Raw genomic sequence first — 24,672 nt, 5'->3', positions numbered from 1 at the left:
GCTTCCTAGGGGGTGTCGGCGGGGTCCGCCGGGCGGTACGGGGCGGCCGGCGCTCCGGGCACGTCGACCCGGACGGCGAAGACGGCGCCGTCGAGCGGTCCGGGGGCGGCCAGGCCGATGTGCGCGCTGGTGACGAGGAGGGTGCGCCCGTCGGCGCCGCCGAGGCAGAGTCCGGCCGGCTGTCCGGCGGGCAGCTCGACGATCCGGTCGAGGCTGCCGTCCGGCAGGTAGCGGTGGACGCGTCCGGTGCCCCAGACGGCGGTCCACAGGCCGCCCTCGCTGTCGGTGGTCATGCCGTCGGGGCTGCCGTCGGTGACGGTGGCGAAGGTCTCGGGGGCGCCGGGGTCGCCGCTCGCGGGGTCGATCGGGTAGCGCCGGATGACGCCCCGCGCGCTGTCCGCGAGGTACATGACGGTGCCGTCGGCGGTGAAGGCCGGGCCGTTGGGGATCGTGATGCCGGTCAGCACACGGGTGACGCGGCCGTCGCGGTCCAGCCGGTAGAGCGAGCCGGCGTCCTCGGTGGTGTCGTAGGCCATGCTGCCCGCCCAGAAGCGGCCGTGCGGGTCGGCGACCCCGTCGTTCATCCGCGTCGGCACCGCGGCGCCGTCCTCGGGGCGGGCGATCCACTCGGTCCTGCCCGCGGGGCCTATGCGGCAGATGCCGGTGCCCGCGGCCGCGACCCAGTGGCCGGGGCGCCCCTCGACCGGCGCCACCGCACCCAGGGGGCACGGCAGGTGCGCGATGAGCCGGTGCGACTCGGCGGGGCCGTCCGCGGCTGCCAGCAGCCGACCGCTGAGGATGTCGGTGAGCACCGCGCGGCCGTCCGTCCAGCGGATGCCCTCGCCGAGTTCGAGGCGGTCGGTTCCCAGGACCGCCGGGGGCACGGTGGCGGTCATGCGCGGTCCTCCGCCCGGACGACGTCCAGGAAGGCGCGGGCCCGGTCGCGCAGGGCGGCGACACTGCCGCCGTCCGCGGCGTCGCCGATCAGGGGCGACCCGACGCCGACGGCGACGGCGCCACCCCGCAGGTAGACCTCCGCGGCCTGCGCGTCCACGCCTCCGACCGGCACGAAGGGCAGGTCGGGGAAGGGACCGCGCAGGTCCCGAAGGTAGCCGGGGCCGCCGGCGCTGCCCGCGGGGAAGAGCTTGAGGGCGTCGGCGCCGAGCCGCAGCGCCTGGAGGATGTCGGTGGGCGTCATCACTCCCGCCAGCACGGGGAGCCCGAGTTCCCGCCCGGCGGCGATGCCGTCGCTGACCGCGGGGGTGACGAGGAAGGCGGCGCCGGCCTCGTGGGCGGCCCGTGCGTCGTCGGCGCTGAGCACGGTGCCGGCCCCCAGGGGCGCGTCCGGGCCGAGCGCGGCGCGCGCCTTGGCGATGACGTCGAGCGCGTCACGTCCGCTGAGGGACACCTCGACGAGGGTGATCCCCTCCTCGGCGAGGGCGAGCACGGTGGCCAGTGCGGCGTCCGGGTCGCTGCCGCGGACGATGGCGAGCAGTCGGCGGGCGCGCAGCGCGGCGAGCAGATCCATCCGACATCCCTTCTGGTGATGGGTGGTTCAGGGGCGGCGGGTCGCGGTGATCGTGAGCCGCCAGGCGACCTCGCCGGAGGGCGGGACGACGACCGTGTCGCCGTCGCCGGCCCCGGTGCGGTCGAAGACGCGGCCGAGCATCGGCTCGACGCCGATCGACCGGTAGGGCGCGTCGTGGGGGAAGCCGCCGAGGTTGCGCCAGAGCGCGACCGCGACGGGCCGGCCGCCGGCCTCGACGGCCAGGTGCAGCGCGTCGGGACCGTCGTGCACGGTCACCCGCGGGGTCAGGACGATCGCCCCGACGGCCGTCTGGTCGTCCGGGCCGAGCCGGTCGAGGGGGACGCCCTCGACGCGCGGCCAGGCGCCGGTGACCCAGGTCGCGCCCTCGTCGGGGTACAGCCGGGTCTCCGCGCCCGCGTCGATGGCGATCCACGCGTCGGGGGAGAGGTCCAGCAGGGCGTGGCCGGCCCACACGAAGCGGTAGCCGGGCTCGGCGGTGAGCGTGTAGTCGGCGACGGCAGCCCCGCCGTGCGTGCTCAGGCGCCGGACCAGCCGGAAGTCGGGGCAGTCCACGACCTCCGCGTCCGCCTCCCCGCGCCAGGTCCGCGACCAGGCGTCGCCGTGGTCGGGCAGCCCGCGCACGGTGGGGACGCACTCCTCCAGGCCGCCGGCGTCGGCGAAGGGGTCACCGGGCCGGACGAGGGCGCGCCGGGGCTCGTCGCGGTGCCACAGCCATTCGCGTCCGCCCGCGGTCAGCGACGTCCAGCGGCCGCCGTGATCCGGGTCGGTGACCACGCGGACGGGGAGCCGCTCGCCGGTCACCATTCGGCGAAGGAGCCGTCGGCGTGGCGCCACACCGGGTTGCGCCAGGCATGGCCGGAGCGGTCCGCGGCACGGACCGCGTCCTCGTCGACCTCGACGCCGAGTCCGGGCTGCGCGGTGCGGTGCGCCTGGCCGTCGACGAAGCGGAACGGCTCGGTGTCGACCACGTAGGACAGCAGGTCGGCGTCCTTGTTGTAGTGGATGCCCCGACTCTGCTCCTGGATCAGGAAGTTCGGCGTGGCGAAGGCCACCTGCAGGCTCGCGGCGAGCGCGATCGGTCCGAGCGGGCAGTGCGGCGCCAGGTGCGCGCCGAAGGTCTCGGCGAGTGAGGCGATCCGGGTGACCTCGGAGATCCCGCCTGCGTGCGACAGGTCGGGCTGGGCCACGGCGATGCCCGCCGTGAGCGCGGGGAGGAATTCGGCCCGCCCGTAGAGCCGTTCCCCGGTGGCGAGCGGCACGGGCGAGGCCGCGACCAGGCCCGCCAGCAGGTGCGCCTGGTCGGGCAGGACGGGTTCCTCGACGAACAGCGGGTGCAGCGCGGCTATCTCGTGCAGCACACGCCGCGCGTTGGCCGCGGTGAAGCGCCCGTGGAAGTCGACGGCGACGTCCCGGTGAGGGCCGAGGGCCTCGCGGGCGACCGTGACGCGTTCGACGACGGCGGCCGTCTCCGCGGGGCTGCCGAGCGCCGGGGTGCGCCCCGCGGCGTTCATCTTGACGGCCGTGAAGCCCGCCTCCACCTGGGCGGTGATCTCCTCCTTAAGCCGGTCCGGCTCGTCGCCGCCGACCCAGGCGTACACCCGGACCGAGTCGCGGACGGGGCCGCCGAGCAGGGTGTGCACGGGTGCTCCGAGGACCTTGCCCGCGATGTCCCACAGGGCCTGGTCGATGCCGGCCACGGCGCTGGAGAGCACGGGACCGCCCCGGTAGAATCCGCCCTTGCTGAGCACCTGCCAGTGGTCCTGGATGCGCAGGGGGTCCTGGCCGACGAGGTGTTCGGCGAGCACCTCCACGGCGGTCCGCACCACCTCGGCCCGGCCCTCCACCACCGGCTCGCCCCAGCCGACGACGCCGTCGTCGGTCTCGATGCGGCAGAACAGCCAGCGGGGCGGGACGAGGAAGGTCTCGACGCGCGCGATCTTCACTGTGCCTGGCCGTCCTTCTGTTCGGTGGAGCCGTCCGCGCCCTCGGGCGCCTGCGGGCCGTTGACCTTGTCGAGGTCGCGCGTCGCCTGGTCGAGCAGGGCGCGCATGGCGTGTTCCGCGGCGTCCGGGTCCCGGTCGCGCACGGCGTCGAGGACCGCGCGGTGGCTCGGCACCGGGTCCTCGCTGTGCGGGGCGCTGTGCACCAGCTGGTCGCGCTGGGCCAGGCCCGACTCGATGACCACCTCCATGCGCTCCAGCAGTTCGTTGTGGGTGGCCGCGAGCAGCGCCCGGTGGAAGGCGAGGTCGGCCTCGACGGCGTGGCTGGCGCCGATCTTCTCGCCCATCGCTGTCAGTGCCTCCTCCAGCGCCTGCATGTCGGCGTCGGTGCGGCGGGCTGCGGCCAGCCGCGCGGCGGCCGGCTCGACGATGCCGCGGACCTCGCCGAGGTTGCGCAGCAGCGCCGGATCGGCGCCGGTGTCGCTGCTCTCGGAGAACTGCCAGCGCAGCACGTCGGCGTCGAGCAGGTTCCAGTCCGAGCGGGGCCGGACGAAGGTGCCGCGCTTCTGCCGGGCGTCGACCATGCCCTTGGCGGCGAGCACCTTCAGTGATTCCCGCAGAGCCGTCAGGCTGACGTCCAGCTCGCTCTGCAGGGCCGCCATGTCGAGCGTCGCTCCCTCGGGGATCTCGCCGCTGAGCACCCGGCGGGCGAGTGTCTCCACGGTCTGGCCGTGCACTCCGCGGCGCGCGTATGGCGTCATGTGTTTGCCTTTCTTGCTGTTCCGTCGGTGGCCGGGGCGTGCGTTTCCGTCAGGCCGAGGCCTTGGTGACGCTCCAGCCGCCGTCCACGAGCAGGCTCGATCCTGTGATGTAGGAGGCTTCGTCGGCGGCGAGGAAGGCGACGGCGGCGGCGACTTCCTCAGGGGCGCCGAAACGGCGGGCCGCCGTCTCGGCGACGCTCGACTCACGGTCGGCCTGCGGGACCCGGTCCCAGGCGGCGGTCAGGATCGGCCCGGGCAGCACCGCGTTCACGCGGACGTCCGGACCGTACTCGACGGCGAGTTGACCGCACAGCGACAGCAGGGCGCCCTTGCTGGCCGCGTACGCCGGGTGGCCGGGGACACCCCGGTGCGCGTGGACCGAGGAGACGAGCACCACGGCCCCCTGCTGCTCGCGCAGGTCGGGCAGCGTCGCCTTCACCCCCAGGAAGGCGCCGGTGAGGTTGACCGACAGCTGCCGTTCCCAGGACGCGAGGCTGGTCTCGTGGGCGGGCGCCACGGCCACCGTGTACGCGTTGCTGACGAGCACGCCCACCGGCCCGAAGTCCTGGGCCGCGGTGACCACCCGCTGCCAGTCGGCCTCGTCCGCGACGTCGGCGGCGACGAACCGGGCCCTGGCCCCGGCCTCCCGCAGCCGTTCGGCGGTCTCCTCGCCCCGGTCGGCGGCGACGTCAACGAGGACGACGGCCGCGCCCTCCTCGGCGAGGCGGGCCGCAGTCGCCGCGCCGATGCCCGACGCGGCGCCGGTGACGACGGCGACGCGGTTGGTGAAGCGGGCCGCTGGGTTCATGGGGTGGTTCTTCTCCTGTTCGGGGGTCAGGTGGATGCAGATTCTTCCGCTGTCGTCACTGCCGTACCAGGACGGTCAGGTCCGCGTCGTGCCCGGCGGTCCAGGCGTACGGCAGCCCCGAGTGGAGCAGGTACGCGCCGCTGTAGCGGGTGCCGGTGGCCGCGTCGGCGTAGACGGCGTCCGGTCGCAGCCCGCGCAGGCGCAGCCGGGCGGCGCGGCCGGGCACCAGCGGCGCGCCGTCGAGGGGGCCGGTGTTCCAGGCCGTCACCACCAGCCGGTCGCCGCCCGGTTCCTCGTACTGGATGCCGCAGGTCGGGTCGACGGGCCTGCCCAGCAGGTGGACCTCGCCGTGGTGGACGATGTCGCGGATCTCCTTGTAGCGGGCGATCCATCGCGCGGCCTCGGCCCGCTGCTCGGGCGTCCAGTGGCGGATGTCGGCGCCGATGCCGAGCACGCCGGCCATGGAGTTGACGAAGCGGAAGGCGAGGGAGCGGGGCCGCGGGTCGAAGACGCCAGGGGCGTCGGTCACCCAGGAGCTCATGGTGTGCGGTGCGTGCGCGTGCAGGTAGCCGTACTGGATGCGCAGCCGGTCCATGGGCGCGGTGTTGTCGCTGGGCCAGACCACGTCGGTGCGGGCGATGGTGGCGTGCTCGACGCGGCCGCCGCCGCCGGCGCAGCCCTCGACGGTGACGTTCGGGTGGGCGGTGCGCAGGTGGTCCAGGACGCGCAGGTAGCCGGCGACGTGCGCGGCGTCGAGGTCCTGGCGCTCGGGGTCGGGGCCGGCCGGGTGGCCGGGGCGTCCGCGCTCGGTGGGCGGGCGGTTCATGTCCCACTTGAGGTAGCTGATGGCGTGGGAGCCGAGCAGCCGGTCCAGGGTGCCGATGACGAATTCCTGGACGTCCTCACGGCCGAGGTCGAGCAGCAGCTGGTTGCGCACCAGCGTGGCGGGGCGGCCGTCGATCCGGTACACCCACTCGGGGTGCTCGGCGTACAGCTTCGAGCGGGGGCTGATGCCCTCGGGCTCGACCCAGAGGCCGAAGTCCAGGCCCAGCGCCCGGACGTCCTCGACGAACCGGTCGAATCCGCCGGGGAACTCGGCCGGGTCCGGGTCCCAGTCGCCAAGGCCCCCGGTGTCGTCGGGCCGTCCGGTGAACCAGCCGTCGTCGACGACGAAGAGTTCGGCGCCGAGCTCGGCGGCGACCTTGGCGAGTTCGAGCTGGCCGGCGGCGTCGACGTCGAAGCCGGTGGCCTCCCAGGAGTTGTAGAGCACCTTGCGCGGCCGGTCCATGCGCCCGCCTGTCAGGCGCCGCTCATAGCGGTGCCAGACACGGGCCAGGCCGTCGAGGCCGTCGGGGCTGAAGGCGCAGGCCAGCCGGGGCGTGACGAGGGTGGCGCCGGGGGCGAGGCGGACGGCGCCCTCGTGCGGCACCCGGCCGGCGCGGACGCGCACCGCGCCGCCGGGCTCGGCGTCGGCGGTGATCCGCCAGTTGCCCGACCACTCCAGGGCGATGCCGTAGGTGGGGGTGGCGCCCTCGGCGGGGGATGCGGCGTCCTGGATCGCGAGCCACGGGTGGTACGCGTGCCCGGCGGAGCCCTGGGTGCTCTCCATCTCGAAGCGCCCGCGCTCCAGCGTCACGTCCTTCAGCTGGAACTCCTGGGACCACTGGCCCGCCAGGTAGCTCAGCCGCGCGCCACCCTGGACGGGCACGTTGACGGCCGCGGAGTCGAAGCGCTCCAGCCGCACCTCCTCCTCGCCGGTGCAGGTCAGCTCCGTCCACCGCAGAACGACGTCGGTGCCGGGCACCGTCTCGTAGTGCAGCGAGGTGCGCAGCCCGAGGAGGTCGTCGGCGAAGTCCAGGCGCAGCGCCCGGTCGCCGTCCGGAGTGGCGCCGTCGAACCGCCACCAGCTGCCGCGGTCCCCGCCGGGGCGGGAGGCGACCAGGTCGGCGCCGGTGAACGGCCTCAGCCCGTAGGGGATGTACTCGGCCGGGGCGGCGTCGGCGGGGGTGATGAAGTGGGTGCGGCGCGACCAGTCCAGCGGCGACGGGCCGTCCTCGGCGCCGTGCGGCCCCCAGGCGGCGAGCTCGGCCCAGTGGCCGTCGCCGCCGAGGACGACGGCGTAGGTGGTGGTGTCGGTGCGCAGCAGCCACCGGTCGTGCGCGGTCACTTGACGGCTCCGAGGTTGAGTCCTGCCACGAAGTGGCGCTGGAAGCGGAGGAAGACGGCCACCGTCGGGGCGGCGGCGATCACCGAGCCGGCCGCGATGACGTTCCACATGGACACGTACTGGCCCTGCAGTCCGATCAGGGACGCGGTGATGGGCATCTGGGTGTCGGTGCGCAGCACCGTGATGGCCCACAGCAGGTCGTTGAAGATCCACGTGAACGACAGGGCGCTCAGCGCGGCCAGCGCCGGTCGGGCCAGCGGCAGGATGATCCGCCAGTAGATCTGCCAGGGGCCCGCGCCGTCGATGACGGCGGCCTGCTGGATCTCACCGGGGATGGCCCGCATGAAGCCGTGCAGCACGAAGACGTAGAAGCCGACGCCGAATCCCACCTGCACCCCGATCAGGGCGTACAACTGGTCGTAGATGCCGAGCACTTCGCTGAGCTTGGAGACCGGGATCAGCAGGATCTGCGGGGGCAGCAGATTGCCGCCGAGCATCAGCAGCAGCAGGACGCGCCGCAACGGCAGGTCGTAGCGGCTGAGCGCGAAGGCTGCCATGGAGGCCAGGCCCAGCGACAGCAGCACGGTGGGGATCGTGACCAGCAGGCTGTTGATGAGGGCGCGCTGCTGGCCGCCGTCCACCCACGCCTGGCGGAAGCCGTCGAGGGTGAAGGAGTGCGGCCAGCTGCCGACGCCGTGCGCCGCGATGTCGTCGAAGGTGCGGGTGCTGGTGACCAGGACAAGGACGATCGGCAGCAGCCACAGCGCGGACAGCGCGATCCCGGTGACGTGGAAGCCGGCGGTGCGCAGGGCGCGGCCGCTCGGCACGGGCCGGCGCGGCGCCGTGGCCGGGGCCTCGGCGGCGCCGTCGCCGCCGGCCGGGTCCTCGAGGCGCGCGGTGGCATGGGTGGCGGTCATCAGTCGGCCTCCCGGAAGGCGCGCACGAGGTAGCTCGCGATGACACCGAAGGCCAGCACGAAGATGACGACGGCGAGCGCGGAGCCGTAGCCCAGCCGCAGGGACTGGAACGCGGTGGAGTACATGTAGGTGCTCAGCAGTTCGGAGGAGTGGTACGGGCCGCCGCGGGTGAGCGCCCACACCACGTCGAACGAGCGCAGCGAGTCGATGATGATCACCGACAGGACGACCGCGTTGACGCTGCGCAGCTGCGGCAGCGTGATGTGCCGGAACTGCTGCAGGCGCGTGGCCCCGTCGACCTTGACCGCCTCGTACAGGGCGGGGTCGATGCCCTTCAGCCCGGCCAGGTACAGCACCATCACGTAGCCGACCTGGCGCCACAGCGCGGGCACGATCACCGCGTAGAAGGCGGTGTCCTGGTCGGCGAGCCAGGCGTGCTTCCAGCCGCCGAGGCCGATGCCGTCGAGCACATTGTTGATCAGGCCGTCCGGCTGGTACATGGCCTGCCACACCAGCGCGGTGGCGACCAGTGAGAAGACCACCGGCAGGAAGAGCGCCGCCCGGTAGAACCCGACGCCGCGCCGCTCCTGCTGGAGCAGCAGCGCGGCGCCGAGGCCCAGGGCGGCGGAGAGCCCGCCGAAGAGCAGCAGCCACAGCACCGTGTTGACCGCGGCGGTGCGGAAGACCGGGTCGTGCAGCATCTCGCTGAAGTTGCCCAGGCCCACGAACTTAGGGGCGGCCAGGCCGTCCCAGGAGGTCAGGGAGAGGTAGAAGCCCTGGAGGGCCGGCCAGAAGACCCAGAAGGCCTCGGCGAGCAGCGGGACGAGGACGAAGGCCAGGACCACCGGGGGCACCCGGGTGGCCCTGGACCGACGTGTTGAGCCGAGCAGCGCCATCGTCACTGGCTCCAGATCTTCTGCGCGCCGCGCTGCCACGTGGTGAGGATGGAGCCGATCTCCTTGGGCTTGGCCAGGTAGTGCACCAGCGCGGTGTCGGCGGTCGGCTGGAGGGCGTCGCTGGAGTCGCGGTTGAAGAACTGCGTCACATCGGAGGCGCTCTCGATGAGCTTGCGGCCCTTGACCACCAGCGGGGTGCCGGCGTCCTTGGCGTCCGGGTGGGTGGGCAGCGCGGTGCCGGAGGAGTTCTTGAGGTAGAGCTCCTGCGCCTCGGCGGTGGCCAGGTAGCTCAGCAGCTCCTTGACGCCGTCGGCGCGCTTGCTGCGGGCGCTGGCGAAGTAGCCGTCGGTGGGCGCCTCCTCGGCGACCGGAACCTTGGGGTCGATGATGGGGAACTGGAAGAAGTCCAGGTCGCCCAGGGCGTCCTTCGGCGCGGCGTCGGCGAAGAAGGTGCCGATGAGCATCATGCCGGTGCGGCCCTGCAGCAGGGCGGTGGTGGCGTCCTGGAACGGTATCGCCGTGCCGTTCGGGTCGAAGAACGGGCGGGCCTGGTCCCACGTGTCGAAGACCTTGCGGACCTCGGGGTCGTCGAAGCGGTGCTTGCCCGCCAGCAGTTCGCGGTGGTAAGTGGCTCCGTTGACGCGGATGTTGAGGTAGTCGAACCACGCGGAGGCGACCCACGGGGTGTCGCCGCCGGCGCCGAGGCCGATCGGGGCGACGCCCTTGCTCTTGAGCTTGTCGCACAGATCGAGGAACTCGTCCCAGTTCTTCGGCTCCTGCACGCCCCACTTGGCGAAGTGGGACTTCCGGTAGAACATGCCCCACCAGTAGTAACTGGTGGGCACGAAGACCTTCTTGCCGCTGGAGGCGGAGGTGGACAGCTTCTTCAGGGCGTCGGTGTAGCCGGACAGCTCGGGCTTGGCCCAGATGTCGTCCAGGTCGAGGAGCAAGTCCTTCTTGGCGTACGACTCGGCGACGGAGCCCGGGTACCAGGTGTAGATGTCCGGCGGGTTGGCCGAGGTGAGGTACGTCGGCAGCTGGGTGCGGAAGGTCTCCGACGCGACGGTGTTGAGCTTCGCCTCGGCGCCGCCGCGCTTGTTGAAGGCGGCCACGAGCTGCTGCATCGAGCTCTTCGCCTGCGGGGAGGAGAGGTTGGACTGCAGGGTCACCGGGCCGCCGGACTTTCCTCCGGAGGCGGACGGGCTCTGGGTGACGCAGCTGCTGAGCAGCGCGCCGGTGCCGACGGCGCCGGAGACGGCGAGGAACCGGCGGCGACTGGCGTTGAAGGCGGTCATCTGTGCACTCCCTTAGTGCCCACGGAACGGAGCTGAGGCCCCCTGACGGCCCGGCTCTTGGTGCGGCAGGCACAGCCTGTCGCAGGGGTCAGCGTCCCGTCAAGATTAATTAGTAATTTATTTCTGTGGGGCGTCGCGGGCCCCGCAAGGCCCTTCAGGCGCCCCCGCCGGCACGGGCCGACGCGCACCGCAGCAAGCCGACACGGCCGAGACAGGCCCGACGGCGGACACAGCGGCGGAGGAACGGGGGTGGAGCAGGTGCCGCACCGTGACGCCGCGACGTCGCGCCGGGCGCCGGTGCCACGGCGGAAACTGTGGCCGGACCCCGGAAGCCTGTCAATATTAATTGCTAATTAACTTAAAAACGGGATCTGCCGGTGACCTGCCGGGCACGCGCCGCCCCGAGCCGCGCCGCCTTCCGCGGACCCCTAGGATGCCGCGATGCCCCGCCCCCGCCTGGTCGCCACCGATCTCGACGGCACGCTGCTGCGCGACGACGGCACGCTCTCCACCCGCACGCTGGACGCCCTGCGCACCACGTCCGGCGCCGGCGCCGAGGTCGTCCTCGTGACCGCCCGGCCGCCCCGCTACCTCGACGCGCTCGCGGCCGCCACCGGCCTCACCGGGACCGCGGTGTGCTCCAACGGCGCGATCGTGTACGACATCGCCGGACGCACCGTCACGGGGTCTACCCCGCTCGCCGCCTCCGTCGCACGAATGGTCGCCGCCGCGCTGCGGGACGCGGCACCCGGCGTCGGGTTCGCCGTGGAGACGGGCCACCATCTGCGCTGGGCACCGGGGTACGGGCACCACCTGCCCGAGGACGCGGACGCCGAACTCCCCGTGCGCTCGCTCGCCGAACTGTGGACGGCCCCGGGCCCCGTGGTGAAGCTGCTCGCCTGGTCGCCCGCGCTCGACGCGGACGCGCTGCTCGCCGTCGCGGAACAGGCCGCCCGTGGCCGGGCCCAGTTCACCCATTCCGGCGGCCGCGGCCTGCTGGAGGTCAGCGCCCTCGGCGTCACCAAGGCGGCCGCCCTCGCGGCCCTGTGCGCGGACCGCGGCATCCCCGCCGAGCGGGTCGTCGCCTTCGGCGACATGCCAAACGACCTGCCCGTTCTGACCTGGGCGGGCACCGCGTGCGCCGTCGCCAACGCCCACCCGGCCGCGCTCGCGGCGGTCCCCCACCGCACGGCCTCCAACGAGGACGACGGCGTGGCCCGCGTCCTGGAGCGGCTCTTCGGAGCAGGAGCGCGGGAGCGCTGACACACCGAAGGGCGATTCCCGGGAGTTCACACCGTCCGGACTGGGTCAGCCGATTCCGTCCGTGCCGCCCGCGCCCTGCGCCGCCTCGCGCAGCGCGTCGAGCACGGGGCGCAGCAGCGGGTGGTCCTCGGCGCCGCGGCGGACCGCGGCGAAGACCCGGCGGGTGGCGACGACGTCGTCGACGGGCCGGACGGCGACGTCGGACAGATCCATGTCGCGCAGCGCGCTGCGCGGGACGAGAGCCACGCCCGCGCCCGCCGCCGCGAGGGCGACGACCGCGCGGAAGTCGTCGGAGGAGTGCTCGAGACGGGGCTGGAACCCGGCGTACTCGCACGCCAGGACCACCACGTCGTGGCAGGGGTTGCCGGGGTAGGGGCCGATCCAGGTCTCGCCGGCGAGGTCGGCGACGCGAACGGAGCCCGTCCCGGCGTCGGCGAGGCGGTGCCCCGACGGGAGGACGGCGTCGAAGGGCTCGGCGTACAGGGGGACGCGGGAGAGCCGCTGGTCGTCGGCGCGGGGGGCGCCCCGGTACTCGACGGCGACGGCGATCCCGGCGCGGCCGTCGAGCACCATGGGCAGCGACTCGTCGCCCTCGGCGTCGCGCACCCGCACGCGGATGCCCGGGGCGGTGCCGCCGAGCGCGGCGATGGCGGGGGCGAGCACCAGCGCGATGCCGGTGGCGAAGGAGGCCACCGTCACCTCTCCGGCCGCGCCGGAGGTGTAGGCGGCCAGCTCGGCCTCGGCGCGTTCGAGCTGGGCGAGGACGGTGTTGGCGTGGGTGAGCAGGATCTCGCCGGCGGGGGTGAGCTGGACGCCGCGGCCGCCGCGCTCCAGCAGCCGGTGGCCGGTCTCGTGCTCCAGGGCCGCGAGCTGCTGGGAGACCGCGGAGGGGGTCAGGTACAGGGCCGCGGCCGCGGCGGTCACCGTTCGGTGGTCCGCCACGGCCCTCAGGGTCCGCAGCCGTCGTGCGTCAATCACCCATTCATCCTGCCAGGGCCTCGCGCGCGGCGATGAACGCGTCCACCGCCTTCTCTACGTCCGCGGTGGAGTGCGCGGCCGACAGCTGGACCCGGATGCGGGCCTGGCCGTGCGGCACGACGGGGTAGGAGAAGCCGATGACGTAGACGCCGCGCTCCAGCAGCAGCTCCGCCATACGGCCCGCCTTGGCGGCGTCACCGATCATGACCGGGGCGATGGGGTGCTCGCCGGGCAGGATCTCGAATCCGGCCTCGGTCATACGGGAGCGGAAGAGCGCGGTGTTCTCCGCGAGGCGGGTGCGCAGCTCCTCGGAGTCCTCGATCAGGTCGAGGACCTTCAGGGAGGCGGCGGCGATGACCGGCGCGAGGGAGTTGGAGAACAGGTACGGGCGCGAGCGCTGGCGCAGCAGCGCGACGATCTCCGCGCGGGCCGCGACATAGCCGCCGGAGGCCCCGCCGAGGGCCTTGCCGAGGGTGCCGGTGATGATGTCGACGCGGTCCATCACCCCGTGCAGGGCGTGGGTGCCGCGGCCGCCCGGGCCGGTGAAGCCCACCGCGTGGGAGTCGTCGACCATGACCATGGCGTCGTAGCGGTCGGCGAGGTCGCAGATCTCGTCCAGCGGCGCGATGTAGCCGTCCATCGAGAAGACGCCGTCGGTGACGATCAGGCGGCGGCGGGCGTCGGACGCCTCCTTCAGGCGCGCCTCCAGCTCGGCCATGTCCCGGTTGGCGTAGCGCAGGCGGCGGGCCTTGGACAGCCGGATGCCGTCGATGATGCTGGCGTGGTTGAGCGCGTCGGAGATGACGGCGTCGTTCGCGTCGAGGAGGGTCTCGAAGACGCCGCCGTTGGCGTCGAAGCAGGAGCTGTAGAGGATCGTGTCCTCGGTGCCGAGGAAGGCGGAAAGGCGCGCCTCGAGCTCCTTGTGGACCTCCTGGGTGCCGCAGATGAAGCGAACGGAGGCCATGCCGTAACCCCAGCGGTCCAGGGCCTCCTTGGCGGCGGCGGTGACCTCGGGGTGGTCGGCGAGGCCGAGGTAGTTGTTGGCGCAGAAGTTGAGGACGTCGCCGGGGACGCCGCCGCCGGTGACCGAGACGGAGGCGTTCTGCGGGCTGCCGATCACGCGCTCGGGCTTGAAGAGCCCGGCCTCGCGGATCTCGTCGAGGGTGCCGCGCAGGTCGTCGCGGACGGAGTCGAACATCGGGAGTCTCCCTGGGAAGCTGCGGGTGGTGCGGTGGGGCCGTGCCCTCGGGGCCGGGAGGGGTCAGGAGGTCCAGTCCAGGACGATCTTGCCGCACCGGCCGCTCGCGGCGTCGTCGAAGGCGGCGTCGAAGTCGCGGTAGGAGTAGCGGCCGGTGACCACCGGGGCGATGTCGAGGCCGCCCTCCAGCAGCACGGACATGGCGTACCAGGTCTCGAACATCTCACGGCCGTAGATGCCCTTGATGGTGATCATCGACGTGACGATCTTGGCGAAGTCCACGGAGAAGTCCTCCGCGGGCAGGCCGAGCATCGCGATGCGGCCGCCGTTCGTCATGTTGGCGATCATGTCGCGCATGGCCTCGGGGCGGCCGGACATCTCCAGGCCGATGTCGAAGCCCTCGCGCAGGCCGAGCTCGCGCTGCCCCTCGGCGATGGTGGTCTCGGCGACGTTCAGGGCGAGGCTGACGCCGACCTTGCGGGCCAGCTGCAGGCGGTACTCGCTGACGTCGGTGATGACGACGTTGCGCGCGCCGGCGTGCTTGGCGACGGCGGCGGCCATGATGCCGATCGGCCCGGCCCCGGTGATCAGCACGTCCTCGCCGACCAGCGGGAAGGACAGAGCGGTGTGGACGGCGTTGCCGAACGGGTCGAAGATCGCCGCGATGTCGAGGTCGACGGGGACCCGGTGCACCCACACGTTGGACGCGGGCAGCGCGACGTACTCGGCGAAGGCGCCGTCGCGGCCGACTCCCAGGCCGATCGTGTTGCGGCACAGGTGGCGGCGGCCGGCCAGGCAGTTGCGGCACTTGCCGCAGACGAGGTGGCCCTCGCCGCTGACGAGGTCGCCGGTCTTGATCTCGGCGACGTCGGAGCCGACGGCCGCCACCTCGCCGACGAACTCGTGGCCGAGCACGAGCGGCGTGGCCACGGCCTGCTGGGCCCAGCCGTCCCAGGCACGGATGTGCAGGTCGGTGCCGCAGATCCCGGTCCGCAGCACCTTGATGAGGACGTCCCCGGGACCGATCTCCGGCTCCGGGACGTCCCGCAGCCACAGGCCGGGCTCGGCCTTCTCCTTCACCAGTGCCTTCACTCTTGCGACTCCTGCCGGCAGACGTTGTGGCCCGGCCCGCGCGGGGGGACGCGGACCGGGCGCGGGGGAGCCCGGGCGGGAGCGGCGGCGCCCGTCGGCGCCGGCTCGCGCGATGTGCCGGGCAGACGACAATCTGCCCGGCTTCGAGCGTTCAGTCCATCGATCTTTTCTTAAGCTCGGCAACAGCGCAGCTTCACGCTCGGCCGGAAGGGCGACACGGGCGGCTGCCGCCCGGCGGCGGCACGGCTCAGCGCGGGGCCAGCGCGGCCAGCTGCGCGGTGATCGTGCCGGTGTCCTGGAAGGTCAGGCCGAGGCGGGCGACGTGCTTCCAGCGCACGATGCCCTCCGCGTCCACGATGAAGACCGAGCGCTTCAGTCCGAGGCCCGGCATGGTGATGCCGTAGGCCCTGGCCACGGTGCGCTCGGTGTCGGCGAGCAGCGGGAAGCGCAGGTCACGCTTGCGGGCGAACTGCTCGTGGCTGTCGAGGTCGCTGAAGTTGACACCCCACACCGTCGCCCCGAGGTCGCGGAAGCGGTCCAGGTCGGAGGTGTAGGAGCAGAGCTGCTTGGTGCACACGGCCGAGTCGTCGCCGGGGTAGAAGGCGAGCACGACGGGCGCGCCGCGCTGCGCGGACAGGGAGTACCGGCCGCGCTCGGCGGTCGTTCCGTCGAGCAGGACTCCCGGAAGGGCGAAGTCGGGGGCGGGCGTGCCGATCTCGGGCACGGGCATGGCAGGTCTCCTCACAGGGGGCGGGCGCGGCGGCCGCGCCGTCCGGGGCTCGGTGCGCCGGAGAACCCGGAATTCCGGACCCTCGGGCTCCGGCGCGGGCTCCAGCTCGGGCCCGGGCTCCGGCTGTCCGGCGTCCCCGCGCGGGGGACGCGGCGCGGTCGCGCGATGCAGAACGTTCGTTCTTGGCGAGACGGTACGTGGTGCGTTCCGCTACCGTCAAGGACATGAGTGCCCCTGCCGCCGTCCCTCTGGCCACGCACGCCGCAGCCGGCGCACCGCCGCGCGACCGCATCCTGGCCACCGCGGCCCGGTTGTTCTACAGCGAGGGCATCCACGCCGTGGGAATGGACCGGATCGTCACGGAGGCGTCCACCACCAGGGCCACTCTCTACCGGCACTTCCTGGGCAAGGAGCAGCTCGTCCTGAGCTACATCCAGGCCACCGACGAGCAGATCCGCGCCTTCACCTCGGCCGCGCTCGAAGGCCTGGACCCGCGGGAGGCGGTGCTGGCGGTGGCCGGGGCGCTCGGCGACCAGCTGTGCGCGCCGGGCTTCCGCGGCTGCCCCTTCCTCAACGCGGCCGCGGAGTACCCGGACCTGTCGGACCCCGTCTCGCGCGCGATCGTCGCCCATCGTGACTGGCTGCGCGAACTGGTCGCCCGGCTGCTCGCGGAGGCGGGCGACCCCGAGCCCGCCGAGGACGCGGCGGACCTGATGATGCTGCGCGACGGCGCCGTGATGGCCGCCGCGCTCGGCGACGCGGATGCGGTGCGCGCCTCCCTGGCGCGGGCGGTCCGGCACGTCCTGGAGCGCGCCGGGGTGGTGTGACGCCGGCCGCGTGAGATCCACCGTTGGCCATGCCGACCGGGCTGGGCGGCGAGTGCGGGCGCGACGAACGGCCGCTACTTCGACGAGGACGGCCCGCCCTCTGGTAGCGGCCGGCCGCGTGGACCTCACACCGCGGTTCCGGCACACGCCCCGGCGCGCGAGTGCGCACGCCGCGCTGCCGCACCGGGGCGGCCGGGGCGGGGATCAGCCCGCGTGGGTGGAGAACAGCCCGCCGGTGGGGCCCTGCTTGTCGCCGCCCTGGGCCTTCTTCAGCGCGTTGGCCAGGCCCTCGATGGTCATGGACTGCAGGATGACGCGCCCGTCGCCCTCCAGGGTCGCCAGCGACAGCCCCTCGCCGCCGAAGACGGCGTTCATGATCCCCTGCCGGTTGAGGCCGCCGATGCGCTGCACCCCGTAACGCACGCCGTCCTCGAAGGCGACGATGCAGCCGGTGTCGACCTCGATGCGGCCGCCGAAGTCGGCCGGGTTGAGGTCGATGAAGTTGCCCGCACCGGCGATGATCACCGTGCCGCGGCCGGTGAACTTCTCCAGGATGAAGCCCTCGCCGCCGCTCATGCCGCTGCGGCCGCCCTGGAAGGCGATGCCGAAGTCGACGGTCGACTCCGCCGCCACGAAGGCGTCCTTCTCCGCGTACCAGGCGCGTGACCCGTCCAGTTCGAGGGTGCGCATCTCCCCGGGCAGGACACCCGCGAAGCCGACGGTGCCCTCACCGCCGCTCGCGGTGAAGTACTGGAAGGCGATGCTCTCGCCCGCCAGCACCCGCTGGCCGACCTGCATGGCCGTGCCCATCGCCTGGCGCAGCATGCCGCCCATGCCGCCGCCCGCACCGCCGCCCTCGGCGCGGCGCTGGGCGCCGGGGCCCGCCAGCCGGGTGTCCATGCTCACGTTCGCGGTCTTGAACAGGAACTTCCCCGCCTCGCAGTAGACGGTCTGGCCCGGCTGAAGGGTGCAGACGGCCATCTGCATGGCGTTGCCCACGATCTGCTGCTTGAGGGTCACTGCGGTACTCCGGTCGTTCTCGGCGTGCTCTCGTTCACACGGATGTACCGGACAACGAACGACCCGGACGATTCGGTTCCGCCTGTTCCCGCGGGCGGGCGGCGGAGGCGGCGGGCCGGCCGCCGGCGTCGAGGAAGCGGGCGAGCGGCAGGGTGGCGGCGCCGACGGTGACCGCGTCCGTCCCGAGCCGCCCCAGCTCGATGGAGGTCTGGGCGCAGGGGTGGTGCAGGGCGTACGCGGCGGTGGCCTCCCGGACGGCGCCGAGCAGGCGCGGGCCGATCATCAGGCCCGTCCAGCCGGACAGCACGATGCGCTCGGGGTTGAAGAGGTTGACGAGGTCGGCGATGCCGGCGCCGAGGTACTCGGCGGTCTCGTCGAGCAGCGCGACGGCGGCGGCGTCCCCGGCCTCGGCCGCGTTCAGGAGGGCGGCGATCGCGGCCTCCTCGCTGAGCCCGGCGGGCGCGTTCCAGCGTTCGATCAGCGCTTCGGCGCCCACATAGGCCTCCAGGCAGCCGCGGGCGCCGCAGCGGCAGCGCCGTCCGCCGACCTGCAGGGTGGTGTGGCCCCACTCCCCCGCGCTGCTGCTGGCCCCGCGGTACGGCGTGCCGTCGGCGACCACGCAGGCCCCGACCCCGGAGCCGAGCAGCGCGATCACCGCGTTGCGGGCGCCGCGTCCGGCGCCGAACCACATCTCGGCCTGGCCGAGGGTCTTGGCGCCGTTGTCGATGTGGAGCGGCAGCGCGGTGCCCTCGGCGAGCAGCGCGCCGAGGGGGACGGCTTCCCAGCCGATGGTCTGGCCGTGCACGACCGCCCCGGCGCCGCCGGCGCCCTGCTCGACGATGCCGGGCACGCCGATGCCGACGCCGAGCACGAGGGCGGGGTCGACGCGGGTGTCCTGCAGGACGACGGACAGGCCGTCGAGGATGAGCTGGACGACCAGGGCGACGTCGTGGCCGCTGTCGGCCAGCGGGCGGTCGGTGGAGGACAGTTCGGTGAGGGCGAGGTCGAAGAGGGTGACGCGGACGCGGGTCTCGCCGACGTCGACGCCGATGAGGAAGCCCTGGCGCGGTGCGACCTTGAGCATGACGCGGGGGCGGCCGCCGTCGGACTCGACCGAGCCGGCCTCCTCGACGACGCCGTCGGCGATGAGCTCGGCCACGACGTTGCTGATGGAGCCTGTGCTCAGTCCGGTGTCCCTCGCCAACTCCTGACGGCTGAGCGGTCCTTCGAAATACAGGTGCCGCAAGAGCGCCGAGCGGTTGCCCCGCCGCAGGTCGCGTACGGTCCGCTTGCCTCGGTCTGCCATGGTGCTCCCTCCCCGGCTGAATCTATCGCTGCGCCAAGTCTTGACGCCATGTTTCCTCAGACGTTAAATCACGCCTTGAATTAAGGCGTGACGTACTTCATTCCCCTAAGGCACCCACCCTGGAGAGGGACCCCCGGTCATGCACATCACCCGCACCACGGCCGCCGCGGCGCTCGCGGCCGCGCTCATCGCCTCCGCCACCGCGTGCGGCGGCGGCTCCTCGACCGACGGCAGCGGCAACGGCAGCCCCAAAGAGCTCACTTACTGGGCCAGCAACCAGGGCGCCAGCCTCGAAGCCGACAAGCAGACCCTGACGCCCGAACTCAAGAAGTTCGAGCAGCAGACCGGGATCAAGGTCAAGCTCGAGGTCATCCCGTGGTCCGACCTGCTCAACCGGATCCTCGCCGCCGCCACCTCCGGCCAGGGCCCCGACGTGCTCAACATCGGCAACACCTGGTCCGCCTCCCTGCAGGCCACCGGCGCCCTGCACCCCTTCGACGCCAAGGCGTTCGAAGCCATCGGCGGAAAGGACCGCTTCGTCCCCTCCGCTCTGGGCGCGACGGGCGCCGAGGGCAAGGACCCGGCCGCGGTGCCGCTGTACTCCCTCGCCTACGGCCTCTACTACAACAAGAAGATGTTCGCCGACGCGGGCATCGCCAACCCGCCCACCACGTGGGACGAGCTCGTCGCCGACGGCAAGAAGCTCACCAAGGGCGGGAAGTACGGCCTCGCCGTCGAGGGCGGCAACCTCTCCGAGAACGCCCACCACGCCTTCGTCTTCGGCAAGCAGCACGGCGCCGACTTCTTCGACGCCTCCGGCAAGCCGACCTTCACCACCCCGGAGGCCGTCGCCGCGGTCAAGCAGTACATCGACTTCATCGCCAAGGACAAGATCGCCGCCCCTGGCAACGCCGAGTACGCCGCCAACCAGTCCGTCGCCGACTTCGCCACCGGCAAGGCCGCCATGCTGCTGTGGCAGGCCGCCGGCTCCTCCCTGAAGTCCCACGGCATGAAGCCCGAGGACTACGGCGTCGCCCAGGTGCCGTTCCAGAGCGCGGGCGCCACCGGCGACACCGCGGTGAACTCGATGGTCGCGGGCATCAACCTGGCTGTCTTCAAGAAGACCGACAACCTCGACGGCGCGCTGAAGTTCGTGAAGTTCATGACCAGCGACGACGAGCAGAAGATCCTCAACGGCGCCTACGGCTCGCTCCCGCCGGTCAAGGCCGCCCAGTCCGACCCGGCCTTCGCCACCCCTGACCTGAAGGTCCTCGCGGACGCGCTCGCGGGCAGCGCGGCGCCGCTGCCGCAGGTGGCCAACGAGAGCCAGTTCGAGACCACCGTCGGCACGGCGATGAAGGACCTGTTCGCCGACGCCGCCGCCGGCCGCCCGGTCACCACCGAGAGCGTCAAGGCCGCCCTCGAAAAGGCCCAGCAGCAGATGCCGGCGTCGTGAGGACGAAGGAACCGATGACCGCCACCGTGCCGCCCGTGCGGCACAACTCCAAGGCGCCTTCCCCCGGCGGCCGCGAGGCCGCCGGGGGAAGGACCCCGCTGTCGCGGCTGCGCCCGCCGGCGCGGCTGCGGCGCGCGTCGCTCCCGTACGTCCTGCTACTGCCCGCCCTCGCGCTGGAACTGCTCATCCACCTGGTGCCGATGGTCGTCGGCGTGGTGATGAGCTTCAAGGAGCTCACCCAGTTCTTCATCAGCGACTGGTCGTCCGCCCCCTGGAAGGGCCTCGACAACTACCGCGTGGCGGTGGACTTCAACGCACCCGTCGGCGCGGACCTGCTGGGGTCCTTCCTCGTCACCTGCGAGTTCACGGTGCTGGCGGTCGGGCTGTCCTGGCTCTTCGGAACCGCCGCCGCGATCCTGATGCAGGACCGCTTCCGCGGTCGCGGTCTGCTGCGCGCGGTCTTCCTCGTGCCGTACGCGCTGCCCGTCTACGCGGCGGTGATCACCTGGTCGTTCATGTTCCAGCGGGACACCGGCATGATCAACCACGTGATCCACGACCAGCTGCACCTCACCGACGGCCGGCCCTTCTGGCTGATCGGCGACAACAGCTTCTTCGCGCTGGTGACGGTGTCGGTGTGGCGGCAGTGGCCGTTCGCGTTCCTGTGCCTGATGGCCGGCCTGCAGAACATCCCCCGCGAGCTGTACGAGGCGGCGGCGATGGACGGCGCCGGGATCTGGCAGCAGATCCGCCGGATCACCCTGCCGTCGCTGCGCCCGGTCAACCAGGTCCTGGTGCTGGTGCTGTTCCTGTGGACGTTCAACGACTTCAACACGCCCTATGTGCTGTTCGGCCGGGCGGCGCCGGACGCCGCGGACCTGATCTCGATCCACATCTACCAGTCGTCCTTCGTGACCTGGAACTTCGGCTCCGGCTCGGCGATGTCCGTGCTCCTGCTGCTCTTCCTGCTCGTCGTGACGGTGCTCTACCTGCTCGCCACCTCCCTGAGGAGGAAGGATGCCTGAGGTCCGCAGCCCCATGGCCGCGCCGCGCTCCTTCGTGTGGACCCGGCGGATCGTTCTGGCCGTGCTGACGGCCTTCGCGCTGGCGCCGGTGTTCGTCATGGTCGTCTCGTCGCTGAAGCCGCTGCAGGACGTGCAGGGCCCGTTCCGCTGGTTCCCCAGCGGTTTCACCCTGCGCCCGTACGCCGACATCTGGCACACCGTGCCGCTCGCCCGCTACTTCGTGAACTCGCTGGTCGTGGCGGGCGGGGCGACGATCTGCTCGGTCGCCGTGGCGGTCTTCGCGGCGTACGCGGTCAGCCGCTACGACTTCAAGGGCCGCCGCTTCTTCTCGGTGACGATCCTGTCCACCCAGATGTTCCCCGGCATCCTCTTCCTGCTGCCGCTCTTCCTGATCTTCGTCAACCTCGGCAACGCGACGGGCATCGCCCTGTACGGCAGCCGCGGCGGCCTGATCCTGACCTACCTCACCTTCTCGCTCCCCTTCTCCGTCTGGATGCTGGCGGGCTACTTCGACTCGATCCCCCGCGACCTGGACGAGGCCGCCATGGTCGACGGCTGCGGGCCGCTGGGAGCGCTGTTCCGGGTCGTCGTCCCGGCCGCCGTGCCCGGCATCGTCGCGGTCTGCGTGTACGCCTTCATGACGGCCTGGGGCGAGGTGCTGTTCGCCTCCGTCATGACCAACGACACCAGCCGCACGCTCGCCGTCGGCCTGCAGGGCTACGCCACGCAGACCGACGTGTACTGGAACCAGGTCATGGCCGCCTCGCTCGTGGTCAGCGTGCCCGTCGTCGCCGGGTTCCTGCTCCTGCAGCGCTACCTCGTCGCCGGGCTGACCGCCGGCGCCGTCAAGTGAGCCCCCACCCTCAGCACCCCCGAACGAAAGGCAGTCCGTGACCCTCGACCTCAGCGCCCTCCCCGACCAGTTCGTGTGGGGCGCCGCGACGGCCTCGTACCAGATCGAAGGAGCCGTGGCCGAGGACGGCCGAGCGCCCTCCATCTGGGACACCTTCTCCCGCACTCCGGGCAAGGTCGCGAACGGCGACACCGGTGACATCGCCTGCGACCACTACCACCGCGTGCCGGAGGACATCGGCCTGATGAGCCGGCTCGGCCTGGACGCGTACCGCTTCTCGATCGCCTGGCCGCGCGTGGTGCCGCAGGGCGGCGGCACCGTCAACCCCGCTGGCCTGGCCTTCTACGACCGCCTGGTCGACGCCCTGCTGGAGGCGGGCATCACCCCCTTCCCCACCCTCTACCACTGGGACCTGCCGCAGGCGCAGCAGGACCGCGGCGGCTGGCCGGAGCGCGAGACCGCGCTGCGCTTCGCCGACTACGCCGCCGTTGTGGCCGAGCGGCTCGGGGACCGGGTCACCCACTGGGCCACGCTCAACGAGCCGCTGTGCTCCGCCTGGATCGGCCACCTGCAGGGCGAGATGGCCCCCGGCCTCACCGACCTGACGGCCGCCGTCCGCGCCTCGTACCACCTGCACCTGGGCCACGGCCTGGCGGTTCAGGCGCTGCGCGCCGCTGTCCCGAACGCCCAGGTCGGCATCGTCAACAACCTCAGCCCCTGCGAGCCGGCCTCCGACCGGCCCGAGGACGTCGCGGCGGCGCTGCGCGCCGACGGGCACACCAACCGCTGGTGGCTGGACCCGATCCACGGCCGCGGCTACCCCGAGGACATGCTGGAGCTGTACGGGGTCGACCTGCCCGTCCAGGCGGGCGACATGGAGACCATCGCCGCGCCGCTGGACTGGCTGGGCCTCAACTACTACTTCCGGGACGTCGTCGCCGACGACCCCTCGGGGCCGGTCCCCCGCACCCGTGCCGTGCGTCTCCCGGACGTCCGCCGCACCGCGATGGACTGGGAGGTGCACGCCGACGGCCTGGAGCGGCTGCTGCTGCGGCTGACCGAGGAGTACGGCGCCCGCACGATCTACGTCACCGAGAACGGCTCGGCGTACGAGGACCGTGTCGGCCCCGACGGGCAGGTCCACGACCCGGAGCGCACCGCCTACCTGGAGGAGCACCTGGCGGCCTGCGCGCGCGCCGTGCGCGCAGGCGCCCCGCTCGCCGGCTACTTCGCCTGGTCGCTGCTGGACAACTTCGAATGGGCGTACGGCTACGCCAAGCGCTTCGGCCTCGTCCACGTCGACTACGCGACCCAGCGCCGGACCGTGAAGGGCAGCGGCCGCCGCTACGCCGACATCATCGCCGCCCACCGGCGCCGCGGCCGCAGCGCGGCCTGACGCCACCTCGGCGGCGGCTTCGACCTCTCGGCGTGCCTGCACCCAACGGTGCTCCGCACGCCGTGAGGGCTGGCCACCTCGCGTCGAGACGACGTTTGTCCGCTGGTCCGGGGCGCAGCCGGAGCGGGCCGCTGCCGGGCCGCGTGCCGACGGGCTCTCACACCCGCTTGGCTGGAGTGCTACCTGCCCAGAGCGGGCTTGCCCTGGGGTGAACCGGGTTGTCGCGCCTCATACCCGCCCGCTCGACAGCCGGATCCGGCGAACCAGGTACAGGTGGCTGCCCGGTACTGGACGGCCGGCGCCACGCTGAGAAGGTGCTCTCATCAGGTGGCTGCTGTAATGGAAGTGGCGACCTCTCACATGCCGCGGTCTGGGCCGTACCAAGGTTCGGTGCGTTCGCCGGCGGACATCGGAAGGCGCTGCAACTTCACGGGGCCAGGGTAGAAGGCTGCACTGTTGGGCCCGCTCATGTCCTCGCCGACAAGATAGCGGTAGAGCCATTCCACGAAAAGAATGCGGTGCTCTGCCCAGGTTTCGTGATAGCTCACCAGGAGCCTCGGAGCCTCGGAGGCAGCGATCAGGAAGATGGTCTCGCCTCTGTCGGTGCCCGCGATCGGCCACAGCCCGTTGGGGGTGCCAAAGCTCAGCTCGTCGAGTCCGAAGAGCTGGCGGGGGTCCTTGTCCGGGTCGAGATGGAGGTCGTCCCACGGCACCTCGGACCACGCCTTGATCGTGCTGCGCATGTGTTCGCCCAGGTTCCACCGTTCGGTCGCGGGGTGGTGGAGGTACAGGTGCCCGTTGATCTGGATGGGGGCGAACGCGTCCACGAGTGCCCTGTAGTCGGGCGGTAGTTCTATGCCGAGCTCTGCGTGGAGACGGTCCCAGGCAGCTGGGTCCGCGAAGCCGTTCTGGGCCGGGCCGAGCATCTCCAGCACGGCAGCCAGGTAGTCAGTCATGAGTTCCTCGACGGTGTGTCGTGGCACGGTCCCCCGCCTTGGGCCGCACCCTTTGGAGCCGCACTCTACGGATCACGTCGAGGTGATGACCTTCACAAGTCTGCGGTAGCAGATCAGAGCGGCGGGGATGCCGGCGAACGCGAGGAAGTGTCCTGCCTTGCGTTCGTACCGACGGTGCAGGCGATGTTGCGGCGCGCGGCGTGCCCCGACAAAACCGCGTCCCCGTATGCCGCTTGCCG

23 protein-coding genes are annotated in these 24,672 nt (G+C 72.5%); 6 read left to right on the top strand and 17 right to left on the bottom strand.

Going from position 1 to position 24,672, the window contains the following annotated elements; all coding sequences use genetic code 11:
* Positions 1–5 precede the first annotated feature (5 nt).
* Genes ACRWND_RS01505 through ACRWND_RS01460 form a run of 10 tightly spaced genes read right to left on the bottom strand, consistent with a single transcriptional unit; the run spans position 6 to position 10,333 of the window.
* Complete coding sequence (locus tag ACRWND_RS01505) at positions 6–896, bottom strand: SMP-30/gluconolactonase/LRE family protein (protein WP_431944970.1); 891 nt, start codon at positions 894–896, stop codon at positions 6–8.
* Positions 893–1,528, bottom strand: coding sequence for a bifunctional 4-hydroxy-2-oxoglutarate aldolase/2-dehydro-3-deoxy-phosphogluconate aldolase (locus ACRWND_RS01500; protein WP_431944968.1), 636 nt, complete (start codon positions 1,526–1,528; stop codon positions 893–895). Before ACRWND_RS01500 ends, ACRWND_RS01505 begins: the two co-directional genes overlap by 4 nt.
* A gap of 27 nt (positions 1,529–1,555) precedes the next feature.
* On the bottom strand, positions 1,556–2,353 hold the full coding sequence (locus tag ACRWND_RS01495; RefSeq protein WP_431944966.1) for a hypothetical protein: 798 nt from the start codon (positions 2,351–2,353) through the stop codon (positions 1,556–1,558).
* Complete coding sequence (gene dgoD, locus ACRWND_RS01490; RefSeq protein WP_431944964.1) at positions 2,347–3,492, bottom strand: galactonate dehydratase; 1,146 nt, start codon at positions 3,490–3,492, stop codon at positions 2,347–2,349. The genes ACRWND_RS01495 and dgoD overlap by 7 nt, the downstream gene beginning before the upstream one ends.
* Positions 3,489–4,250: a FadR/GntR family transcriptional regulator gene (locus ACRWND_RS01485; RefSeq protein WP_431944962.1), complete on the bottom strand. Its 762-nt coding sequence runs from the start codon at positions 4,248–4,250 to the stop codon at positions 3,489–3,491. Before ACRWND_RS01485 ends, dgoD begins: the two co-directional genes overlap by 4 nt.
* Positions 4,251–4,299: 49 nt before the next feature.
* Positions 4,300–5,058 carry an SDR family NAD(P)-dependent oxidoreductase gene (locus ACRWND_RS01480; RefSeq protein WP_431944960.1) on the bottom strand — a complete coding sequence of 253 codons (759 nt, stop codon included), beginning with the start codon at positions 5,056–5,058 and terminating at the stop codon, positions 4,300–4,302.
* Positions 5,059–5,113: 55 nt separating this feature from the next.
* On the bottom strand, positions 5,114–7,225 hold the full coding sequence (locus ACRWND_RS01475) for an alpha-galactosidase (protein ID WP_431944958.1): 2,112 nt from the start codon (positions 7,223–7,225) through the stop codon (positions 5,114–5,116).
* Positions 7,222–8,142, bottom strand: coding sequence for a carbohydrate ABC transporter permease (locus ACRWND_RS01470; RefSeq protein WP_431944956.1), 921 nt, complete (start codon positions 8,140–8,142; stop codon positions 7,222–7,224). The genes ACRWND_RS01475 and ACRWND_RS01470 overlap by 4 nt, the downstream gene beginning before the upstream one ends.
* Positions 8,142–9,038, bottom strand: coding sequence for a carbohydrate ABC transporter permease (locus ACRWND_RS01465; RefSeq protein ID WP_431945081.1), 897 nt, complete (start codon positions 9,036–9,038; stop codon positions 8,142–8,144). The genes ACRWND_RS01470 and ACRWND_RS01465 overlap by 1 nt, the downstream gene beginning before the upstream one ends.
* 2 nt (positions 9,039–9,040) lie before the next feature.
* Entirely contained in the window at positions 9,041–10,333 is a 1,293-nt protein-coding gene (locus tag ACRWND_RS01460) for an ABC transporter substrate-binding protein (RefSeq protein WP_431944954.1), read from the bottom strand.
* 441 nt (positions 10,334–10,774) lie between these two features.
* Here ACRWND_RS01460 and ACRWND_RS01455 point away from each other — a divergent pair, with 441 nt between their 5' ends.
* On the top strand, positions 10,775–11,596 hold the full coding sequence (locus ACRWND_RS01455) for an HAD hydrolase family protein (protein WP_431944953.1): 822 nt from the start codon (positions 10,775–10,777) through the stop codon (positions 11,594–11,596).
* Between the two features lie 45 nt (positions 11,597–11,641).
* Here the strand turns inward: ACRWND_RS01455 and ACRWND_RS01450 are convergent, their stop codons facing one another.
* The 4 genes from ACRWND_RS01450 to ACRWND_RS01435 form a co-directional block, all read right to left on the bottom strand.
* On the bottom strand, positions 11,642–12,574 hold the full coding sequence (locus ACRWND_RS01450) for a LysR family transcriptional regulator (protein WP_431944951.1): 933 nt from the start codon (positions 12,572–12,574) through the stop codon (positions 11,642–11,644).
* Positions 12,575–12,578: 4 nt separating this feature from the next.
* Positions 12,579–13,772: a glycine C-acetyltransferase gene (locus tag ACRWND_RS01445; RefSeq protein WP_431944949.1), complete on the bottom strand. Its 1,194-nt coding sequence runs from the start codon at positions 13,770–13,772 to the stop codon at positions 12,579–12,581.
* 63 nt (positions 13,773–13,835) lie between these two features.
* Positions 13,836–14,864: an L-threonine 3-dehydrogenase gene (gene tdh / locus ACRWND_RS01440; RefSeq protein ID WP_431944947.1), complete on the bottom strand. Its 1,029-nt coding sequence runs from the start codon at positions 14,862–14,864 to the stop codon at positions 13,836–13,838.
* A gap of 247 nt (positions 14,865–15,111) precedes the next feature.
* Positions 15,112–15,594 carry a peroxiredoxin gene (locus ACRWND_RS01435; RefSeq protein ID WP_431944945.1) on the bottom strand — a complete coding sequence of 161 codons (483 nt, stop codon included), beginning with the start codon at positions 15,592–15,594 and terminating at the stop codon, positions 15,112–15,114.
* Positions 15,595–15,818: 224 nt separating this feature from the next.
* Between ACRWND_RS01435 and ACRWND_RS01430 the strand changes: the two genes are divergently transcribed.
* The gene (locus ACRWND_RS01430) at positions 15,819–16,421 is read left to right on the top strand and encodes a TetR/AcrR family transcriptional regulator (protein WP_431944943.1); all 603 of its coding nucleotides are present in this window, start codon (positions 15,819–15,821) and stop codon (positions 16,419–16,421) included.
* A 204-nt stretch (positions 16,422–16,625) separates the two neighbouring features.
* On the opposite strand, the gene ACRWND_RS01425 is transcribed toward ACRWND_RS01430, so the two are convergent.
* Complete coding sequence (locus ACRWND_RS01425; RefSeq protein ID WP_431944941.1) at positions 16,626–17,441, bottom strand: AIM24 family protein; 816 nt, start codon at positions 17,439–17,441, stop codon at positions 16,626–16,628.
* Positions 17,442–17,475: 34 nt separating this feature from the next.
* A complete protein-coding gene (locus ACRWND_RS01420) occupies positions 17,476–18,747 on the bottom strand; it encodes an ROK family protein (protein ID WP_431944939.1) in 1,272 nt (423 codons plus the stop codon).
* A gap of 139 nt (positions 18,748–18,886) precedes the next feature.
* Between ACRWND_RS01420 and ACRWND_RS01415 the strand changes: the two genes are divergently transcribed.
* From ACRWND_RS01415 to ACRWND_RS01400, 4 genes are read left to right on the top strand one after another with little or no spacing between them, the layout of a single operon-like run.
* On the top strand, positions 18,887–20,203 hold the full coding sequence (locus ACRWND_RS01415; protein ID WP_431944937.1) for an ABC transporter substrate-binding protein: 1,317 nt from the start codon (positions 18,887–18,889) through the stop codon (positions 20,201–20,203).
* Positions 20,204–20,217: 14 nt separating this feature from the next.
* The gene (locus ACRWND_RS01410) at positions 20,218–21,228 is read left to right on the top strand and encodes a carbohydrate ABC transporter permease (protein ID WP_431944935.1); all 1,011 of its coding nucleotides are present in this window, start codon (positions 20,218–20,220) and stop codon (positions 21,226–21,228) included.
* Entirely contained in the window at positions 21,221–22,081 is an 861-nt protein-coding gene (locus tag ACRWND_RS01405; RefSeq protein ID WP_431944933.1) for a carbohydrate ABC transporter permease, read from the top strand. Before ACRWND_RS01410 ends, ACRWND_RS01405 begins: the two co-directional genes overlap by 8 nt.
* A 37-nt stretch (positions 22,082–22,118) precedes the next feature.
* Positions 22,119–23,477 carry a GH1 family beta-glucosidase gene (locus ACRWND_RS01400; RefSeq protein WP_431944931.1) on the top strand — a complete coding sequence of 453 codons (1,359 nt, stop codon included), beginning with the start codon at positions 22,119–22,121 and terminating at the stop codon, positions 23,475–23,477.
* A 356-nt stretch (positions 23,478–23,833) separates the two neighbouring features.
* Here the strand turns inward: ACRWND_RS01400 and ACRWND_RS01395 are convergent, their stop codons facing one another.
* Positions 23,834–24,433, bottom strand: a complete 600-nt coding sequence (locus ACRWND_RS01395) for an SMI1/KNR4 family protein (protein ID WP_431944929.1) — start codon at positions 24,431–24,433, stop codon at positions 23,834–23,836.
* Positions 24,434–24,672: the final 239 nt, after the last annotated feature.

Origin of the sequence: Actinacidiphila sp. bgisy167 (assembly GCF_965342175.1) — a bacterium.
GTDB lineage: Bacteria > Actinomycetota > Actinomycetes > Streptomycetales > Streptomycetaceae > Actinacidiphila.
The sequence above is the reverse complement of the archived record's forward strand: the minus strand, read 5'-3'. Positions and strand labels throughout refer to the sequence as shown.

Excerpts from the sequence above, each read along its gene's own strand:
- ACRWND_RS01505 (WP_431944970.1), bottom strand. The coding sequence starts at position 896 with ATGACCGCCACCGTGCCCCCGGCGGTCCTGGGAACCGACCGCCTCGAA.
- ACRWND_RS01500 (WP_431944968.1), bottom strand. The coding sequence starts at position 1,528 with ATGGATCTGCTCGCCGCGCTGCGCGCCCGCCGACTGCTCGCCATCGTC.
- ACRWND_RS01495 (WP_431944966.1), bottom strand. The coding sequence starts at position 2,353 with ATGGTGACCGGCGAGCGGCTCCCCGTCCGCGTGGTCACCGACCCGGAT.
- ACRWND_RS01485 (WP_431944962.1), bottom strand. The coding sequence starts at position 4,250 with ATGACGCCATACGCGCGCCGCGGAGTGCACGGCCAGACCGTGGAGACA.
- ACRWND_RS01480 (WP_431944960.1), bottom strand. The coding sequence starts at position 5,058 with ATGAACCCAGCGGCCCGCTTCACCAACCGCGTCGCCGTCGTCACCGGC.
- ACRWND_RS01470 (WP_431944956.1), bottom strand. The coding sequence starts at position 8,142 with ATGACCGCCACCCATGCCACCGCGCGCCTCGAGGACCCGGCCGGCGGC.
- ACRWND_RS01465 (WP_431945081.1), bottom strand. The coding sequence starts at position 9,038 with ATGGCGCTGCTCGGCTCAACACGTCGGTCCAGGGCCACCCGGGTGCCC.
- ACRWND_RS01460 (WP_431944954.1), bottom strand. The coding sequence starts at position 10,333 with ATGACCGCCTTCAACGCCAGTCGCCGCCGGTTCCTCGCCGTCTCCGGC.
- ACRWND_RS01455 (WP_431944953.1), top strand. The coding sequence starts at position 10,775 with ATGCCCCGCCCCCGCCTGGTCGCCACCGATCTCGACGGCACGCTGCTG.
- ACRWND_RS01445 (WP_431944949.1), bottom strand. The coding sequence starts at position 13,772 with ATGTTCGACTCCGTCCGCGACGACCTGCGCGGCACCCTCGACGAGATC.
- ACRWND_RS01435 (WP_431944945.1), bottom strand. The coding sequence starts at position 15,594 with ATGCCCGTGCCCGAGATCGGCACGCCCGCCCCCGACTTCGCCCTTCCG.
- ACRWND_RS01430 (WP_431944943.1), top strand. The coding sequence starts at position 15,819 with ATGAGTGCCCCTGCCGCCGTCCCTCTGGCCACGCACGCCGCAGCCGGC.
- ACRWND_RS01420 (WP_431944939.1), bottom strand. The coding sequence starts at position 18,747 with ATGGCAGACCGAGGCAAGCGGACCGTACGCGACCTGCGGCGGGGCAAC.
- ACRWND_RS01415 (WP_431944937.1), top strand. The coding sequence starts at position 18,887 with ATGCACATCACCCGCACCACGGCCGCCGCGGCGCTCGCGGCCGCGCTC.
- ACRWND_RS01410 (WP_431944935.1), top strand. The coding sequence starts at position 20,218 with ATGACCGCCACCGTGCCGCCCGTGCGGCACAACTCCAAGGCGCCTTCC.
- ACRWND_RS01405 (WP_431944933.1), top strand. The coding sequence starts at position 21,221 with ATGCCTGAGGTCCGCAGCCCCATGGCCGCGCCGCGCTCCTTCGTGTGG.
- ACRWND_RS01395 (WP_431944929.1), bottom strand. The coding sequence starts at position 24,433 with ATGACTGACTACCTGGCTGCCGTGCTGGAGATGCTCGGCCCGGCCCAG.